This window comes from Vagococcus elongatus (assembly GCF_003987645.1).
Taxonomy (GTDB): domain Bacteria; phylum Bacillota; class Bacilli; order Lactobacillales; family Vagococcaceae; genus Vagococcus_A; species Vagococcus_A elongatus.
In genome coordinates, this window is the sequence record NZ_NGKA01000024.1 from 1 (window position 1) to 14,692 (window position 14,692).

Below are 14,692 nucleotides of genomic sequence, written 5' to 3' on the forward strand. Positions count from 1 at the left end.
ATCCAGGAACGCCTTCACAAAGGGCTCTTAACGAAAACTCTAACGGTTTACTTAGAAAAGATGGACTACCAAAAGAGATGGACTTTAACCAAGTCAGCCAAACCTTCATTTCCAGTGTAGCGAATAAACGCAATCACATTCCAAGAAAATCATTGAACTATCAAACACCGTTGGAAGTATTCTTGAGTTATGTAGATGAAACTGTTTTGTCTAGCTTAATTTGACAAATAATAAAAATAAAAATCACATGGCAGCAGTATGTTGAACACTGCTGCCATGTGATTTTTTTGTTATTTAATAGTTTTGAGAAAGCTTTAACGCTTTACTATTTTGTTTCATCCGTAGTTTCTTTGTCTTCGGAAGCGTCAGTGTCTTCTGTTTCTTCACTGTCAGTTGCGTTTGTCTCTTTTGTTTTATCATCAGCAGATGAATCTGTTGATTCAGTTTCTTCCGGCATGAATTGGGCAACGATAGAAGTTAAATCTTCATCTTTGATTTTGACATTAGCTTTTTTGAATTCTTTGCTAAGAACATCGAATTGGAACTGTTGGTCAGCTAATTTATTATTAGTTGCAATTTCTTTCAATTGTTTTTTGAAAGGTTTCATATCATTGCCTTTGTCTTGTTGTTTGACCATTTTGACAATGTAGAAAGTATTTATTTCCTGATAGCTTTGGTCATAAGTCGTCGATTTGATTACATCAGAGATGTCTCCGTCTTTCATTTGGAAGGCAGCTTCTTTTACCTCAGTTGGGACTGTAGTAGAGGTAGAATCAAAAGTGACTTTGCCTTTTTCAGAGGCCGAGGCATCATTGGAATTTTCTTCTGCCAGCTTGGCAAAATCATCGCCATTTTTCGCACTTTCATGCACTTTTTTAGCTTCTTCTTCATCTGATATCGCAATTAGCTGAACTTCAACTTCCGGGTGGAAATCTGCCCAGACTTCTTTCAGGTCAGCATCTGACAAGTCCACATGAGACTTTAACATTTGTTCGTAGGCAAGATAATTTTTGATGTTTTCTTTATAAGTCTTTTCAGTCATTCCGTTACTTTCAAGGACGGAGGCAAAGGCATCGCCATACTGTTTTTTAGTTTCATTGAACTGTTTGTCGATGGCTTTTTGTTCGACTTTATCCCCATAAGCATTGACAGCTACTTCATTGATGATCATTTGGGTGATGCTTTGCTTTACAGCGTCGTCTGTTTTGACTTGCTGAAAAATATCATCTACAGTGATCGTGCTGCCCTTCATGGTAACAACGTCTGTACCGCTTGAACAAGCAGTCAGAGTGGCGGCACTAACTAGGCCGATGATGGCTAATTTTATTTTTTTCATTTTTATTAAACTCCATTCATTTCATTTCTTTAGTACTAAACAACTACCTTCAATACTATAACATATTCTGATATTCAAAAAACAGTAAAACATGATTTTTTTGGAAGTAAGTCACAGAAAGTTCACATAAAAGTTAAAAATCAACACTAAAAACTTAGTGTTGATCCTTTTCGGTAGAAAGATGCTGGTTCAAAGTTTCTACGGTATTTTCGATTTCTTTCAATCTAGGTTCTGCTTGAAATTGAAATTTCCTCAAGGTTTGACTCATTTCTTTTTGGAAATTTGGCAGAGTCTCACCGGCAGTCTGTTTCAGATTTCCCAATGAACGGTTGAAGTTATCCAGTCCTTCTTGCAGTTCGTCGACTAATCTTGTGGTATCTTCTACGTCATCTATCATTTTTTGCCGTGATTTTTTGCCGCTTTGAGGTGCAAATAAAAGTCCCAAAGCACCGCCAATCACTGATCCGACGAGTAAGCCTTTAGTAAAGTTTTTCAGCATCTTAGTTTACCTGTGTCGCAATTTTTTTTGCGATTTCTTTCATAGTTTCGGGTGTATATTTTTCCTGATTGTTGACAAAGCGAATTTTAAAGTCATCTTCTGCCGTATATCTTGGAATCAAATGAAGATGGGAATGAAACACAGACTGATAGGCCAATTCCTTATTATTGTTTATTATATTCAGCCCTTTCATGTCCGGAAATGCTGCTTCAAGGGCACGTGCGATTTTCGGTACCCGTGAAAAAAGCATGGCGGCCGTTTCTTCATCAAAAGAAAAAATATCCGGCACATGAGTTTTCGGGATGAGCAGTGTGTGTCCTTTTGTAACTTGTGACAAATCAAGAAAAGCTAGTACCTGATCATCTTCATAAACTTTATAACTAGGAATTTCGTTAGCGATGATTTTACAAAAAATGCAATCGTTCATTTTTATTTCCTCCTTAGACATCTTACTGTTTATGATAATAGATTTTTCAGGAAAACTCAAAAGTAATTCATTTTTTACTTTATTTGGAGTATGATATAATAATGTCATTGAAATGCTGGAGGAAAACACATGAGTTTGATTGTGAAACATTTGACTGGTGGTTACGGACATATCCCGGTGTTAAAAGATATCAGTTTCGAGGTAGCACGAGGAGAGTTAGTGGGATTAATCGGGCTGAATGGTGCAGGAAAAAGTACCACTATCAAAAATATTATCGGTTTGCTGACACCCCAAAAAGGAACTATCGAAATTGACGGAAAAACATTGTCTGCTGACACAGCAGCTTATCGGAAAAAAATCGGTTATATACCTGAAACGCCTGCTTTATATGAGGAGCTGACATTAAAGGAACATATAGAAGTGACTTGTATGGCCTATGATATACCTCTAGAAGAGGGAATGGTGCGAGCGGAAAAACTCCTTAAAACCTTTCGCTTAGAAAATAAACTGGACTGGTTTCCGGCTAATTTCTCCAAAGGAATGAAGCAAAAAGTCATGGTTCTCTGCGCATTTTTAGTGGAACCTAGTTTGTATATCATTGATGAACCGTTTTTAGGTCTTGATCCTTTAGCTATCCACGCACTGTTGGAATTATTAAAACAAATGCAAAGCCAAGGGGCATCGATCTTGATGTCCACTCATATTTTAGCCACGGCAGAAAAATATTGTGATCGTTTCATTGTTCTTCATGAAGGAGAAATCAGAGCCGTTGGCACGATGGAAGAACTACGAACGGAATTTCATCTGCCTGATGCCTCTCTGGATGAAATTTATGTTAAACTTACGGAAGAAGAGGCGGACTAACGATGGCAGCTTTGTATGATCGACGCTTAAAAAATTATCAAAAAAAGATGTTCCGCTATTTGAAGTATGTTTTTAATGATCATTTTTCTCTGATCCTGATTGTTTTGATGGGCGGTTTCATGTTTTTTTATTCTGAAATGATTAAACAAATAGATCAAAGTTTTTATTATGGTAAGCTGCTCGTGGGGCTGATTTGGTTATTGACGCTCTTTGTGGGGCAATTATCTACAATTGTAGAAGAAGCAGATAAAGTTTTCCTGCTCCCTAAGGAGAAAGAGATGACCCGGTATTTAGAGAAAGCTTTTCGTCATTCTCTAGTTCTGCCGGCGTTGTTTCTGCTTTTAATCGTGGCACTTTCACAGCCTTTATTGATGGCGATAGCTGGTGTCACAGTCGTTGACGGTATCTTTTTCCTTCTGACGATGTGGTGTCTGAAAATCTGCCATCTTTTCCTGAAGTATAGCGCTTTATACCATGTTGAAAAAAAAGAGCAGCAACAAGCACTGCTGGTTTTTTTCATCGTGTCAGCGGCGGTCATTACTGTCATGCTGGTAGGTGTTTCTTGGGCGGGCCTAATACTCAGCAGTATTTTTCTTCATTTCAGCAAAAATCAAGTGAAGAGATTGACACAAAACAGTCTTTTGGATTGGGAGACAATGATCCAAAAAGAAAAACATCGTCAAAAGAAAATTTTTCAGTTTATCAATCTGTTTACCGATGTTCCCGGCATGAGCAGCAGCGTCAGGCGAAGAAAATATTTCGATCCGCTGCTTAGAAAAATCAAGGCTAGCCATCAGCGGACCTATCTGTATTTGTATGCACGAAGTTTTTTGCGTGGTACGGAATACAGTGGGGTGTTTGCCCGTCTGCTGCTTGTTGCCGTCATTTTGATGTCTTCTTTAAATCAGCTGTTGTGGCTGCTGCCAGTCGCTTTGCTGGCCCTGTTTGTTATTTGTTTTCAATTATTGCCATTGTATGGGCAATTTGACTATATGGTCATGACACAGCTCTATCCTGTGCCGAGTAGTCAAAAACAAAATAACCTGCAGCAATTACTGATGATTTTACTGGGAGGGGCCGGCGTTCTCTTTTCTTTGGTTAGTCTGATAGTGTTGCCTGACTGGCGTTCAAGAATTATTGCTGTTGGGGTCATCCTGCTGATGAGTTTATTGTTGATACTAATTTACGTTCCGACTAGAATAAAGAAGATGGACAGTATGTGATTTTTTTGCACAACTTGACGGAAAGCGTAAAGGGCTTTAAAATATAGAATGCTGGAAAACAAAAAGATTAGCGAGGTTTTTGAAGATGGTGAAGCTAGACATGGATGCAGATTTTCAATTTGATAATACTTGGACTCTTCACCCAATCGATGGTGATACAGGAAAAACCTATATGGGTATAAGAGATGCCCAAAAAGTCTTTGTAAAGCGGAACACAACCCCGTTTTTGGCTGCCTTATCACGAGAAGGCATCGTCCCTAAATTGGTTTGGACGAGAAGGACGGGTAATGGGGATATTTTAACAGCACAAGAATGGCTGGACGGAAAGACATTTTTGCCTGAAGAGGTAGGTCAAAGCGTTGAAGTTATTCAGATTTTATCCCACCTGCATCACTCAGTGTCCTTGAAAAGAATGTTGGTCAGAGTGGGTGGAAAACAAAAATCTCCTTTTGACTTTTTAAAAAGTTATGCACATCAGCTGCCGGGAGATTTAAAAAATAATCAATACCTTCACAGCGTCTTTCGTTATCTTGAAGACCATTTGCCGGAAGAAACCACGTTTAAAGTTTGTCATGGGGATCCTGTCAATACAAATTGGTTTATGTCCCAAGATGATCGCCTATATCTTGTTGATTGGGACAGTTGTGTTTTGTCTGATCCGGCTTATGACTTGGGGATTTTACTTGGGCGTCATGTGTCTTATGGGAAGTGGCAGCGCTGGCTGGAGTTGTATGGGGAAAACCCGACAGAAGAGCTTTTAGAAAAAATCTACTGGTACAGTGGCATGGATTTTCTGCTGAGAATTAAACAGTATCACCAACGATACGAGTATCCTAAAATGAATCAGGAAATCATGATGTTGAAAAAATTATATTTATATTAAATACATTAGAAGTTGAGAGAAGCTATTTTCTCTCAACTTCTTTCAATGAAAGGGAAAAAAGATGCGCGTTAGAAATAAACCTTGGGCTAAAGAGCTTATTGAAAAACATCCGGAATATGTGGTCACTGACCCAGAAGCTTTCAAAGGAAGATGGCAAGAACGTTTTGAACAAAAACAACCATTGCATATAGAAGTCGGTTCAGGCAAAGGCCGTTTCATTGTAGGCATGGCGAAAGCACATCCTGAAAATAATTACATCGCTATTGAATTGGAGCGTAATGTTTTAGTATCGATTTTGGAAAAACAAATCGATGCTCAACTGCCAAATTTGCAGATACTTCATGTACATGGAGACTCTTTGATGAATTACTTTACTGAGGGGGAAGTGGCGCTGATTTACCTGAATTTTTCTGATCCTTGGCCGAAAGCGCGTCATGCGAAACGTCGCTTGACGCACAAAACATTTTTAGAAATTTATGAAGCCATTTTAGCACCAGGGGGCGAAATTCATTTTAAAACGGACAATCGTGGTTTATTTGAATATTCGCTAGTCAGTTTTTCAGAGTACGGCATGCGTTTGAAACAAGTGTGGCTCGACTTGCATATTTCTGATTATGAGGGCAATATTATGACAGAATATGAAGAGAAGTTTTCTAGTAAAGGACAGCCTATTTATCGGCTGGAGGCAATGTTTAGTAATAAATAAAACCAAAAAACAGATAGCAATTGAAGAAAAACTTCATGCTATCTGTTTTTTTATACACGGTATATGTCTAAAACAGTTCCAGTGTGGGCATCAGCGATAAATTCATATTGGACGATTTGATCGTCTTCTTTACGCGTGATTCCACCAGTATAAGTATCGTATTCGATGGCGAATTTTCTTAGAGGGTGTCTGCTGAATTCAATCCAGGAGCCTTCGATAGAGCCTTCAGCTAAGAAAAAAGTTTTAACATTTTCAAGAATAATTTCTGGATGGATCGTCTGACGTTTATGGTAACAATGAGTTGCTACTATGCCGCCAACAGCTCCGACCACTGTACCGAAAGCCAACCCCATGCCAAGCCAATTAAGTTTACTCGATTTTTCCATAGGTTACCTCCTGTTGAGAATGTGTAACAGTATTGTATCATACTTTTTCTTATCCGCCTAACAAGAAAACGCTTGATTTTAACACTACTATTTTTAAAAACAAAATAAATGGGTTATAATTGACTAAAGGAAGAAAAGTGAGGTGGATTCTGCAGCAGCAGAAACAATCGATGGATGAAAAAAGTTTTTTATTAATTAAAGAATTGACCCAAGTTCAAGGGGCGAGCGGCTCTGAAGAAGATGTTCGCCAATTGATGGCAGCCAAGCTGGCTCCTCTAGTGGATCGTGTGGAATATGATGGCTTAGGAGGTGTTTTTGGGATTAAAGAAAGTAAAAATCCTGATGCCCCGAGAGTGATGGTAGCAGCTCATATGGATGAAGTGGGATTCATGCTTACACAGATCATGAAAAATGGTATGATGCGAGTGCAGCCGCTGGGCGGTTGGAATCCTTATGTCGTTTCGGCTCAAAGATTTACGCTAAAAACACGGCAAGGAGACTATCCCATCATTTCTTCTTCTATTCCGCCCCATTTGTTGCGGGGGAGCAGTGCTGGCCAAGGCAAAGTAGAGGTCTCCGATATTTTATTTGATGCCGGGTTCGAATCCGAAGAAGAGGCTAAAAGCTTTGGAGTCAGACCGGGGGACAGTATTGTACCAGATGTTGAGACAATAAAAACAGCCAATGGCAAAAATATCATTTGCAAAGCGTGGGACAATCGTTATGGCTGTGTGGCTGTGCTGGAAATGTTTGAAGCACTAAAGGATGTGGAGCTGCCATTCACCTTGATCGGCGGAGCAAATGTCCAAGAAGAAGTTGGGTTGCGAGGTGCAAGACCTTCTGCCCATAAGTTTAAGCCTGATATATTTTTTGCGGTGGATTGTTCTCCAGCTAATGACTTGGATGGAAAACAGGAAAATTTTGGCAAACTTGGGGAAGGTTTCTTAGTTAGAATTTTTGACCCGGGGATGATTATGCTGAAAAGTATGCACGAATTTGTCATAGATGTGGCAGAAAAAAATCACATCCCTCATCAGTATTTTGTATCCAAAGGGGGAACAGATGCTGGAGCAGCACACTTAGTCAATGATGGTATCCCAAGTGCGGTCATCGGTGTGCCGGGACGCTATATTCACACACATCAGACAATGTTCCGGATGTCAGATTATGAGGCTGCACGTCAAATGTTGATTGCTTCAATGAAGACCTTGACACCGGAACTTATAAATACTATTATCTACGGAAAGTAGGAAACATATGATTAAACCGCAAAGTTTGGAAGAATTAGCAACATTGATTGAAACAGGCAAGCATGTATTATTTTTTACTGCTGACTGGTGCGGGGATTGTGTTTATATCAAACCTCATTTGCCAGTGATAATGGAAGAATTTTCTGACTTGTCTTTCGTCGAGGTGGATCGGGATGCTTTTCTCATCGTTTGTGAGAAGATGAATGTTTTCGGCATTCCAAGTTTTATCGTAGTGGAAGACGGCAGAGAGCTGGGACGATTTGTCAGCAAAAAAAGAAAGACCAAAGATGAAATTATTGAATTTTTAAGACCCTATTCAAATTAAAGGAAGGTGAGTAAAGTGTCAAACACAGTAGAATATCAAACGATTTTAGTAGGTGTGGATGGCAGTGATCAAGCATTTCAAGCCTTTGAAAAGGCGATAGCAGTAGCAAAAAGAAATAATGCGAAGGTGGTTTTAACTCATGTGATCGAGAACCGTTTGTTTGGCAATATGGGTTATACGTTAACGACGGCAGACTTGATCGAGGTCGAGACAGAACGCTCCAAAGATTTGCTGAAAGAATACGAAGGCCATGCAAAAGAAATGGGATTCGATAATCTGGAAACAGTGCTAACCTTTGGCTCTCCAAAACTCGTGATGACTGAGGAACTGCCAGAAAAATATGATGTGGATTTGATTATGGTAGGTCAATCAGGTTTGAACGCAGTGGAGCGGGTAATTGTAGGAAGTGTCAGTGAATATATCGTTCGTCATGCGAAATGTGATGTCCTGATTGTTCGTTCTCTAGAAGATTCAAAAGATAAGTAAGCGGGGACACCTGCTTACTTTATTACTGTGGAGGGTTTAAGGCCACAAGTTTTAAAATTAAATAGGAAATTAAAGGAGATTATGATGATTTTTTCTTATAATAAAGAAGCAGTCGGGGATATTTTGATGGTAGTGACTGCAAATGCACAAGATAAGGCGGTTGACTCTGAAAGTAAAGGGGCAATCACCCGTATTTTTATTCAGGAAGACGGTACAACGGTAGGCTGGAATTTTTTTGATATTTCTCGCACTTTGGGAAATTTAGACGGAAGAGGACAGATTTTTCTTACGAAAGAGCAACTAGAATTATTAAACCGTTTGTTGACAGAGGTAAGTTTTAAGGAAACTATCGAAGATGACGGACGGCCGAAAATCGTCGTGGGATTTGTGAAAGAATGTCACAAGCACGAGGATTCCGATCACTTATCAGTGACTCAAACTGAGGTGGATGGCGGAGAGGTGTTGCAAATCGTTTGCGGTGCACCTAATATTCAAGCGGGTCAAAAAGTCGTGGTTGCCAAACCTGAAGCAATGATGCCTGACGGATCGATGATCTGGCCGGGGAATCTCCGCGGGGTAGACAGCTTTGGTATGATCTGTTCTGCCAAAGAATTACAACTGCCTGATGCGCCAAGGGAAAAAGGAATTTTAGTCTTGCCGGAAGAAACAGAAGTGGGCATCAGCTTTCCCCAGATAAAAAAATCACTAAGTATCCTTTCATGAATCAATTAAATTTGTAGTTTTAGTTCCTTTCTTGTAGAATAGAGCTAGTAAGAAGGAAAGAGGTGGAGATGGGTGAGTTATACAGACGAAACAGTTCGTTTTGAATTTGAAGATCATAAAAAGCAGAAAATCAGCGAAACATTAAAAACCGTTTATTTTGCGTTGGAAGAAAAAGGCTATAATCCAGTTAATCAAATCGTAGGATATTTGCTATCGGGTGATCCGGCATACATACCACGTTATCAAGATGCACGAAATCTCATACGTCGTCACGAACGGGATGAAATTATGGAAGAATTAATCAAAAATTATTTGTCCGACAATGGAATTTCTATCAAATGAGAATTATGGGATTAGATGTGGGATCGAAAACAGTCGGCGTTGCGATAAGTGATCGTTTAGGATGGACGGCACAGGGAATAGAAATTATTCCTATCAATGAAGACAAGGGTGTTTTCGGTTTTGATCGAATAAAAGAACTGCTTGACGACTATGACATCCATCATGTTGTGGTGGGCTTGCCTAAAAATATGAACAATACCATCGGACCACGGGCAGAGGCTTCTATGGCTTATGGGCAGGAACTGGAAAAATTGTTTCAAGTCAAAGTATCCTATCAAGATGAGAGACTGACGACAGTTCAAGTGGAACGAATGTTGGTAGAAGAAGCTAATACATCACGCAAAAAGCGTAAAAAAGTTATCGATAAATTAGCAGCTGTAATGATTTTACAAAATTATTTGGACAGCCACTCAAACTGAGGGGCATCTATTGGAAAGAGGTTAAATTATGGGAGAGCATCATCACCACGACCATGATCACGATTGCCAGTGCAACCACGATCATCATGAACACGACTTTATCACATTAGTTGATGAAGAGGGCAATGAAGCATTATATGAGATTTTATTAACGATTGATGGAGAAGAGGAGTTCGCTAATAAGCAGTATGTATTGCTATATCCAGCTGGAATCGACGAAGATGATGATACAGAAGTTGATTTGCTGGCATACGAATATATCGAAAGTGCCTCTGGAACAGAAGGCGAATTAAAAAATATCGAAACAGATGCTGAGTGGGATATGATTGAAGAAGTTTTCAATACCTTTGCAGCAGAACAAGAAGAATAGATTTATTGAAAAACTAAGGCTCTCTTATCAAGAGACTTAGTTTTTTTTAATGGGTCACGAACATAATTATATAGAATGATTTTCAAGCATAAGACCAACCTTTTTCATAAAAAGGTTGGTCTTACGCTTGTTGAGAAAATAACATTATCTTGTTATTTTAAAGTGTCACGTATTGCGGGGAGAATGACTGTTTTATTTAACAGATAACCTAAAAATAAAAAATAATTTGAATGAAAAAGAACATTTACCTATTGACCTGTCAGTTTATTTTCTTTAAAATAGTTAGGGCACGAACTATTTTTTGAGGGGTGAGTAACTATTGGAAAGTAAAATTTCATTGCGTATTCGAATGACTGCTAATAAATTGAATCGGAAGGCAGCAGAGATTCTAAAAGAAGATGGTCAGCCAGCTTCTGGAATGCAGATGCAGATTTTAAATTTTATCCATGGAAAGTACAAACAGGGAATCTATGTCTATCAAAAAGATATTGAGCAAGTGTTTGATATTCGTCGCTCGACAGCGACAGGGATTTTACAAACGATGGAGAAGCGGGCGTTGATCCAGAGAGAAAGTGACCGGTTGGACAATCGTCTGAAAGTTATTTTATTGACCGATTTGGGTAAACAAAAAGTAAAAGATAATATTTCTAAACTAAAAATGTTTGATGAACTTTTAGTTCAGGGTGTTACAGAAAATGAGTTAGAGGCTTTTTTAATCGTACTGGCTAAGATCTCTAAAAACAGTCATACAATCAATCCTTTAGCGGTGAAAGGCAGGTAAAAATGTGCTGAAAAAAATATTACAAAATGTAGGAGAATATAAAAAAGAAAGTATCATCACCCCAATTCTGGTTGCGTCTGAAGTAGCCATAGATATGGTGATACCATTGGTCATGGCGCTGATGATTGATAGAGGAATTGAAACAGGGGACACCCAAGCGATTTTAAGATATGGGGTCGTATTATTTATTCTTGCAATTATTGCATTAGTGTTAGGGGGATTGTCTGGGCGTTTTGCGGCGATTGCTTCCGCTGGATTTGCTAAGAATTTGAGGGATAAATTATTTATCCGGATTCAGAGCTTTTCTTTTTCCAATATTGATCAATTTTCCACCTCAAGTTTGATCACACGGCTGACGACGGATGTCACGAATGTTCAGAATGCTTACCAAGTATCTATTCGTCTTTTAGTCCGCAGTCCTTTGAATTTTGTTTTTTCATTGATTATGGCTTTCAGTATCAACAAGGAATTATCTTTGATTTATTTAGCAGTTGTTCCTTTTTTAGTGATAGGTCTAGGGGTCGTTATTTATTTTGCCCACCCGATTTTTGTAAAAGTCTTTCGGATTTATGACAGATTAAATAATGTTGTTCAGGAAAACCTTCAAGGCATCAGAGTGGTCAAATCTTACGTGCGTGAAAAACACGAAGAGAGTAAATTTAAAAAAGTTTCAGAGGATATTTACAAATCCTTTTCTAGGGCGCAAAGTATAGTTGCCTTTAATGGTCCCATATTACAGTCAGCGATATACGCTTGTATGTTGTTGATTTCCTGGCTGGGAGCTAAGTTAGTAGTGAGCAGTTCACTAACCACTGGAGAACTAGTCAGCATGTTCACTTACACGATGCAGATTTTGATGAGTCTCAATATGTTGTCCATGGTATTCGTGATGATGATTATTGCCAGAACCTCTGCTGAACGTATCTCACAAGTATTGGATGAAGAGAGCGATTTAAAAAATAATGATGCGCCCTTGTATGATGTACCTGATGGTTCGGTGGTCTTTTCCGATGTTTGTTTCAGCTATGCAGGAGATGAAAACAAACTGGCACTTAAACATGCGAACATGTCTATTGAGTCAGGGGAAGTGATTGGTATCATCGGCGGCACAGGCAGCTCGAAAACCAGTCTGGTGCAACTGATTCCCCGCTTGTATGATGTTACGATGGGTTCAGTCAAAGTCGGCGGGCACGATGTCCGCGATTACGATTTAAAAACTTTGCGTGACCAAGTAGGGATGGTTCTGCAAAAGAACACATTGTTTAGGGGAACGATCAAAGACAATCTTCGGTGGGGTAATGAAGAGGCCACAGATGAAGACTTGATTCGTGTTTGTAAAGTTTCCCAAGCAGATGATTTTATTCAAGAGTTTCCCGATAAATGTGATGCGATGGTTGCGCAAGGGGGAAATAATTTATCAGGCGGGCAGAAACAGCGTCTGTGTATTGCCAGAGCGCTCTTGAAAAAACCTAAAATATTAATTTTAGACGATTCTACCAGTGCGGTGGATACGAAAACAGATCGCCTGATTCGGGCAGGGATGCAAAAGGAAATCCCAGGCACCACCACGTTCATTATCGCCCAGCGTGTCACTTCTGTGGAAGATGCTGATCGAATTATTGTGATGGATAAAGGGCTAATCAACGCCATCGGGACACATGAAGAATTATTATCTGAAAATACGATTTATCAAGAAGTATTTGATTCACAACGGAAAGGATTTGGTGAAGAAAATGTCTAAAGAGAATAAAAACAATAAGACCTTAAGCACCCGCCGTCCGTTGAAAACTTTACAGCGACTTCTTGCTTACGTGTTCAAAGACTATAAACTTTATTTGGTTATCGTTCTGGTGCTGATTTTGCTCAGCACTTATGCCAATGTTCGCGGCTCGCTTTTTTTACAAGTTGTCATAGATGATCATATTGCTCCGATGATAGGGCAAAGCAATCCAAACTTTTCCAATTTGTTGAAGGCTGTCATGACCATGGGCTTGATTTATGCTGTGGGGATTATTGCTGGGTTACTTTATAATTTGATCATGGTCAAAATCAGTGAGGGAACGCAGAAAAAAATTCGTGACGAGATGTTTACCCATTTGGACTCGCTGCCTATTGCTTATTTTGACAGTCATTCCGACGGTAATATTATGAGTTATTTTACGAATGATACGGATACCTTAAGGCAGATGATTTCCCAAAGTATTCCTAACTTGATAGCCGCTGCTGTAAGCTTTGTCAGTGTGTTTGCCGCAATGTTTACAATTAGTGTCCCCTTGACATTGATTGTCATCCTGTCAGTGTCTCTGATGATTTTTACACTGCGTTATATTTCAGGTAAAAGCGGAAAGTTTTTCAGCAAACAGCAACAAGATCTGGGAAATGTCAACGGCTATATCGAAGAGATGATGCATGGTCAGAAAGTCGTTAAGATTTTTAATCATGAGCCCCAGGTGATTGAAGAATTTACTTCATTGAATGAAGCTCTGCGAGAAAGTGCCACTCAAGCAAATAAATATGCTAATAGTCTGATGCCAATCATGATGAATCTTTTAAATGTTCAATATGTGTTGTTAGCTGTCATCGGCGGATTATTTTCAGTCTACGGTGTTTCAGGTTTGACCATCGGGATGGTGGCTGCATTCTTGCAGTTGAGCCGCTCTTTAAATATGCCCATCAATCAAATCTCCCAGCAGATAAATTTTGTGATTATGGCACTGGCTGGAGCCAATCGGATTTTCTGTCTGCTGGATGAGGAACCTGAAACTAATCATGGCTATGTCACGCTTGTTAATGTGACGAAAGAAGAAGGCCAATTGGTTGAAAGTGAGAAGCGCACAGGCACATGGGCTTGGAAACATCCCCATGAAGATGGCAGTGTGTCCTATACGGAACTTACGGGAGACGTGCGTTTTAAAAATGTCTCTTTTGGTTATGATGATAATCATCGGGTACTTCATGACATCAACTTGTACGCCGAACCGGGTCAAAAAGTGGCTTTTGTAGGGGCCACTGGTGCAGGAAAAACGACAATTACGAATTTGATCAACCGTTTTTACGATATCCAAGAAGGTAAAATTCGCTATGATGATATCAATGTTAAAAAAATCAAAAAGGAATCTTTGAGAAGATCCTTGGGAGTCGTGCTGCAAGACACTCATTTGTTCACTGGAACGATTCGGGAAAACATTCGGTATGGGAATTTATCTGCGAGTGATGAGGATGTCATTTACGCTGCCCGTCTTGCAAATGCAGAAGATTTCATTCATAATTTACCGGAAAAATATGATACGGTTATCACCGGAGACGGAGAGGGGCTTTCCCAAGGACAAAGACAGCTCCTTGCCATCGCACGAGCTGCCATCGCAGATCCTCCTGTGATGATTTTAGATGAAGCAACCTCTAGTATTGATACCCGAACAGAAAAACTGGTTCAAGCGGGAATGGATCGACTGATGCACGGCAGGACAGTTTTTGTCATTGCCCACCGCTTATCAACGATTCAAAATTCGGATGTGATTATGGTCATGGATCACGGGAGAATTATCGAACGGGGGACCCATGATGATTTGCTGGCAGAAAAAGGCACATACTATCAGTTGTATACTGGTAAAATAGAGTTGTCATAAAAATAAAACAGAGTCTAGCTGAAGTAACTCGCTAGGCTCTGTTTTC

At 39.5% G+C, this 14,692-nt stretch carries 19 protein-coding genes; 15 read left to right on the top strand and 4 right to left on the bottom strand.

Annotated elements, in window-relative coordinates; genetic code table 11:
* The coding region (locus CBF29_RS11935) for a transposase (RefSeq protein WP_425469887.1) at positions 1 to 224 on the top strand (224 nt) is incomplete at its 5' end.
* A gap of 101 nt (positions 225 to 325) precedes the next feature.
* On the opposite strand, the gene CBF29_RS11940 is transcribed toward CBF29_RS11935, so the two are convergent.
* The 3 genes from CBF29_RS11940 to CBF29_RS11950 form a co-directional block, all read right to left on the bottom strand.
* Complete coding sequence (locus CBF29_RS11940; protein ID WP_126809952.1) at positions 326 to 1,336, bottom strand: peptidylprolyl isomerase; 1,011 nt, start codon at positions 1,334 to 1,336, stop codon at positions 326 to 328.
* A 154-nt stretch (positions 1,337 to 1,490) separates the two neighbouring features.
* Positions 1,491 to 1,835 (bottom strand): YtxH domain-containing protein, encoded by a 345-nt coding sequence (locus tag CBF29_RS11945; protein ID WP_126809953.1) that lies wholly within the window; start codon positions 1,833 to 1,835, stop codon positions 1,491 to 1,493.
* A 1-nt stretch (position 1,836) separates the two neighbouring features.
* The gene (locus CBF29_RS11950; protein ID WP_126809954.1) at positions 1,837 to 2,262 is read right to left on the bottom strand and encodes an HIT family protein; all 426 of its coding nucleotides are present in this window, start codon (positions 2,260 to 2,262) and stop codon (positions 1,837 to 1,839) included.
* A gap of 129 nt (positions 2,263 to 2,391) precedes the next feature.
* Between CBF29_RS11950 and CBF29_RS11955 the strand changes: the two genes are divergently transcribed.
* From CBF29_RS11955 to trmB, 4 genes are all read left to right on the top strand, one after another.
* Positions 2,392 to 3,126, top strand: coding sequence for an ABC transporter ATP-binding protein (locus CBF29_RS11955; RefSeq protein WP_126809955.1), 735 nt, complete (start codon positions 2,392 to 2,394; stop codon positions 3,124 to 3,126).
* 2 nt (positions 3,127 to 3,128) lie between these two features.
* On the top strand, positions 3,129 to 4,349 hold the full coding sequence (locus CBF29_RS11960) for an ABC transporter permease (RefSeq protein ID WP_126809956.1): 1,221 nt from the start codon (positions 3,129 to 3,131) through the stop codon (positions 4,347 to 4,349).
* An 85-nt stretch (positions 4,350 to 4,434) separates the two neighbouring features.
* On the top strand, positions 4,435 to 5,232 hold the full coding sequence (locus CBF29_RS11965) for a phosphotransferase family protein (RefSeq protein WP_245987382.1): 798 nt from the start codon (positions 4,435 to 4,437) through the stop codon (positions 5,230 to 5,232).
* A gap of 61 nt (positions 5,233 to 5,293) precedes the next feature.
* Complete coding sequence (gene trmB, locus CBF29_RS11970) at positions 5,294 to 5,938, top strand: tRNA (guanosine(46)-N7)-methyltransferase TrmB (protein WP_126809957.1); 645 nt, start codon at positions 5,294 to 5,296, stop codon at positions 5,936 to 5,938.
* A gap of 50 nt (positions 5,939 to 5,988) precedes the next feature.
* Here the strand turns inward: trmB and CBF29_RS11975 are convergent, their stop codons facing one another.
* A complete protein-coding gene (locus CBF29_RS11975) occupies positions 5,989 to 6,324 on the bottom strand; it encodes a PepSY domain-containing protein (RefSeq protein ID WP_126809958.1) in 336 nt (111 codons plus the stop codon).
* Positions 6,325 to 6,494: 170 nt separating this feature from the next.
* On the opposite strand from CBF29_RS11975, the gene pepA reads away from it, so the two are divergent.
* From pepA to CBF29_RS12025, 10 genes are all read left to right on the top strand, one after another.
* Positions 6,495 to 7,574: a glutamyl aminopeptidase gene (pepA, locus tag CBF29_RS11980; protein WP_126809991.1), complete on the top strand. Its 1,080-nt coding sequence runs from the start codon at positions 6,495 to 6,497 to the stop codon at positions 7,572 to 7,574.
* Positions 7,575 to 7,581: 7 nt separating this feature from the next.
* Complete coding sequence (locus CBF29_RS11985) at positions 7,582 to 7,899, top strand: thioredoxin family protein (RefSeq protein WP_126809959.1); 318 nt, start codon at positions 7,582 to 7,584, stop codon at positions 7,897 to 7,899.
* A 15-nt stretch (positions 7,900 to 7,914) separates the two neighbouring features.
* Positions 7,915 to 8,385: a universal stress protein gene (locus tag CBF29_RS11990; RefSeq protein ID WP_425469901.1), complete on the top strand. Its 471-nt coding sequence runs from the start codon at positions 7,915 to 7,917 to the stop codon at positions 8,383 to 8,385.
* 84 nt (positions 8,386 to 8,469) lie between these two features.
* Positions 8,470 to 9,108, top strand: a complete 639-nt coding sequence (ytpR, locus tag CBF29_RS11995) for a YtpR family tRNA-binding protein (RefSeq protein ID WP_126809961.1) — start codon at positions 8,470 to 8,472, stop codon at positions 9,106 to 9,108.
* A 72-nt stretch (positions 9,109 to 9,180) separates the two neighbouring features.
* Entirely contained in the window at positions 9,181 to 9,450 is a 270-nt protein-coding gene (locus CBF29_RS12000; RefSeq protein ID WP_126809962.1) for an IreB family regulatory phosphoprotein, read from the top strand.
* Positions 9,447 to 9,869: a Holliday junction resolvase RuvX gene (ruvX, locus tag CBF29_RS12005; protein ID WP_126809963.1), complete on the top strand. Its 423-nt coding sequence runs from the start codon at positions 9,447 to 9,449 to the stop codon at positions 9,867 to 9,869. The genes CBF29_RS12000 and ruvX overlap by 4 nt, the downstream gene beginning before the upstream one ends.
* 28 nt (positions 9,870 to 9,897) lie before the next feature.
* The gene (locus tag CBF29_RS12010; protein ID WP_126809964.1) at positions 9,898 to 10,239 is read left to right on the top strand and encodes a DUF1292 domain-containing protein; all 342 of its coding nucleotides are present in this window, start codon (positions 9,898 to 9,900) and stop codon (positions 10,237 to 10,239) included.
* Positions 10,240 to 10,558: 319 nt separating this feature from the next.
* Entirely contained in the window at positions 10,559 to 11,020 is a 462-nt protein-coding gene (locus CBF29_RS12015; protein ID WP_126809965.1) for a MarR family winged helix-turn-helix transcriptional regulator, read from the top strand.
* 4 nt (positions 11,021 to 11,024) lie between these two features.
* A complete protein-coding gene (locus tag CBF29_RS12020) occupies positions 11,025 to 12,761 on the top strand; it encodes an ABC transporter ATP-binding protein (RefSeq protein WP_126809966.1) in 1,737 nt (578 codons plus the stop codon).
* Positions 12,754 to 14,646, top strand: coding sequence for an ABC transporter ATP-binding protein (locus CBF29_RS12025; protein WP_126809967.1), 1,893 nt, complete (start codon positions 12,754 to 12,756; stop codon positions 14,644 to 14,646). Before CBF29_RS12020 ends, CBF29_RS12025 begins: the two co-directional genes overlap by 8 nt.
* The last annotated feature ends 46 nt before the right edge of the window (positions 14,647 to 14,692 follow it).

What these genes read in the sequence shown, in the direction of transcription:
- pepA (WP_126809991.1), top strand. Translation starts at nt 6,495, where the DNA reads ATGGATGAAAAAAGTTTTTTATTAATTAAAGAATTGACCCAAGTTCAA.
- CBF29_RS11965 (WP_245987382.1), top strand. Translation starts at nt 4,435, where the DNA reads ATGGTGAAGCTAGACATGGATGCAGATTTTCAATTTGATAATACTTGG.
- CBF29_RS11940 (WP_126809952.1), bottom strand. Translation starts at nt 1,336, where the DNA reads ATGAAAAAAATAAAATTAGCCATCATCGGCCTAGTTAGTGCCGCCACT.
- CBF29_RS11975 (WP_126809958.1), bottom strand. Translation starts at nt 6,324, where the DNA reads ATGGAAAAATCGAGTAAACTTAATTGGCTTGGCATGGGGTTGGCTTTC.
- CBF29_RS11955 (WP_126809955.1), top strand. Translation starts at nt 2,392, where the DNA reads ATGAGTTTGATTGTGAAACATTTGACTGGTGGTTACGGACATATCCCG.
- CBF29_RS11985 (WP_126809959.1), top strand. Translation starts at nt 7,582, where the DNA reads ATGATTAAACCGCAAAGTTTGGAAGAATTAGCAACATTGATTGAAACA.
- ytpR (WP_126809961.1), top strand. Translation starts at nt 8,470, where the DNA reads ATGATTTTTTCTTATAATAAAGAAGCAGTCGGGGATATTTTGATGGTA.
- CBF29_RS12010 (WP_126809964.1), top strand. Translation starts at nt 9,898, where the DNA reads ATGGGAGAGCATCATCACCACGACCATGATCACGATTGCCAGTGCAAC.
- CBF29_RS11950 (WP_126809954.1), bottom strand. Translation starts at nt 2,262, where the DNA reads ATGAACGATTGCATTTTTTGTAAAATCATCGCTAACGAAATTCCTAGT.
- ruvX (WP_126809963.1), top strand. Translation starts at nt 9,447, where the DNA reads ATGAGAATTATGGGATTAGATGTGGGATCGAAAACAGTCGGCGTTGCG.
- CBF29_RS12025 (WP_126809967.1), top strand. Translation starts at nt 12,754, where the DNA reads ATGTCTAAAGAGAATAAAAACAATAAGACCTTAAGCACCCGCCGTCCG.
- CBF29_RS11960 (WP_126809956.1), top strand. Translation starts at nt 3,129, where the DNA reads ATGGCAGCTTTGTATGATCGACGCTTAAAAAATTATCAAAAAAAGATG.
- CBF29_RS11945 (WP_126809953.1), bottom strand. Translation starts at nt 1,835, where the DNA reads ATGCTGAAAAACTTTACTAAAGGCTTACTCGTCGGATCAGTGATTGGC.
- trmB (WP_126809957.1), top strand. Translation starts at nt 5,294, where the DNA reads ATGCGCGTTAGAAATAAACCTTGGGCTAAAGAGCTTATTGAAAAACAT.